1 pseudogene is annotated in these 699 nt (G+C 67.2%); it reads right to left on the bottom strand.

The window, feature by feature from the left end:
* Positions 1-699 (bottom strand): annotated as a pseudogene (locus tag DUPY_RS20380) (heme utilization protein); the annotation flags it as partial.

Consider the following 699-nt stretch of genomic DNA (forward strand, 5'->3'; position numbering starts at 1 on the left):
GCTGGCTGGTCAGTACGCCAGCCTGGGTGGTGGTCAGCGCGATGATCTGATCGGTCGTCAGCGCGGCAGCACCGACGGTGGTCAGCGCGACGATCTGGCCAGTGGACAGGGCAACCAGCTGGTCGGTGGTCAGCGCAGCCACTTGCGCCGTTTTCAGGGCGGCGATACCGGCGGTGGTAATACCGGCCAGGTCGGCCACTTCGATGGCGACCAGGTTGCTGGTCGACAGCGCGCCAACTTGCGCGGTGGTCAGGCCGGCGATCTGGTTCGACGACAGCGCGACGATCTGGTCGGAGGTCAAACCGTTGGCGATGTTGGCGGTCGAGATGGCCGACAGCGATGCGGTCGACAGGGCTTGCACCTGGCCGGTGGTCAGGGCAGCGACTTGCGACGAAGTCAGGCCGGCAAACGCGGCGGTTTTCAGCGCAGCCAGGTCGGCCGTTTCCATGGCGACGATGGCGTCGGTGGTCAAGGCCGCGACTTGCGCAGTGGTCAGCGCGTTGGCGCCGGCGGTGGTCAGGGCCACCACCTGGTCGGTCGTCAGGGCACGGACCTGGTTGGTGGTCAGCGCGGCCAGGCTGGCGGTTTTCAGCGCAGCGAAGTCAGCGGTTTCCAGCGCGACGATGGCGTTCGTCGACAGGCCGGCCACTTGCTGGCTGGTCAGTACGCCAGCCTGGGTGGTGGTCAGCGCGACGATCT

Origin of the sequence: Duganella phyllosphaerae (assembly GCF_001758785.1) — a bacterium.
Classification (GTDB): Bacteria; Pseudomonadota; Gammaproteobacteria; order Burkholderiales; family Burkholderiaceae_D; genus Rugamonas; species Rugamonas phyllosphaerae.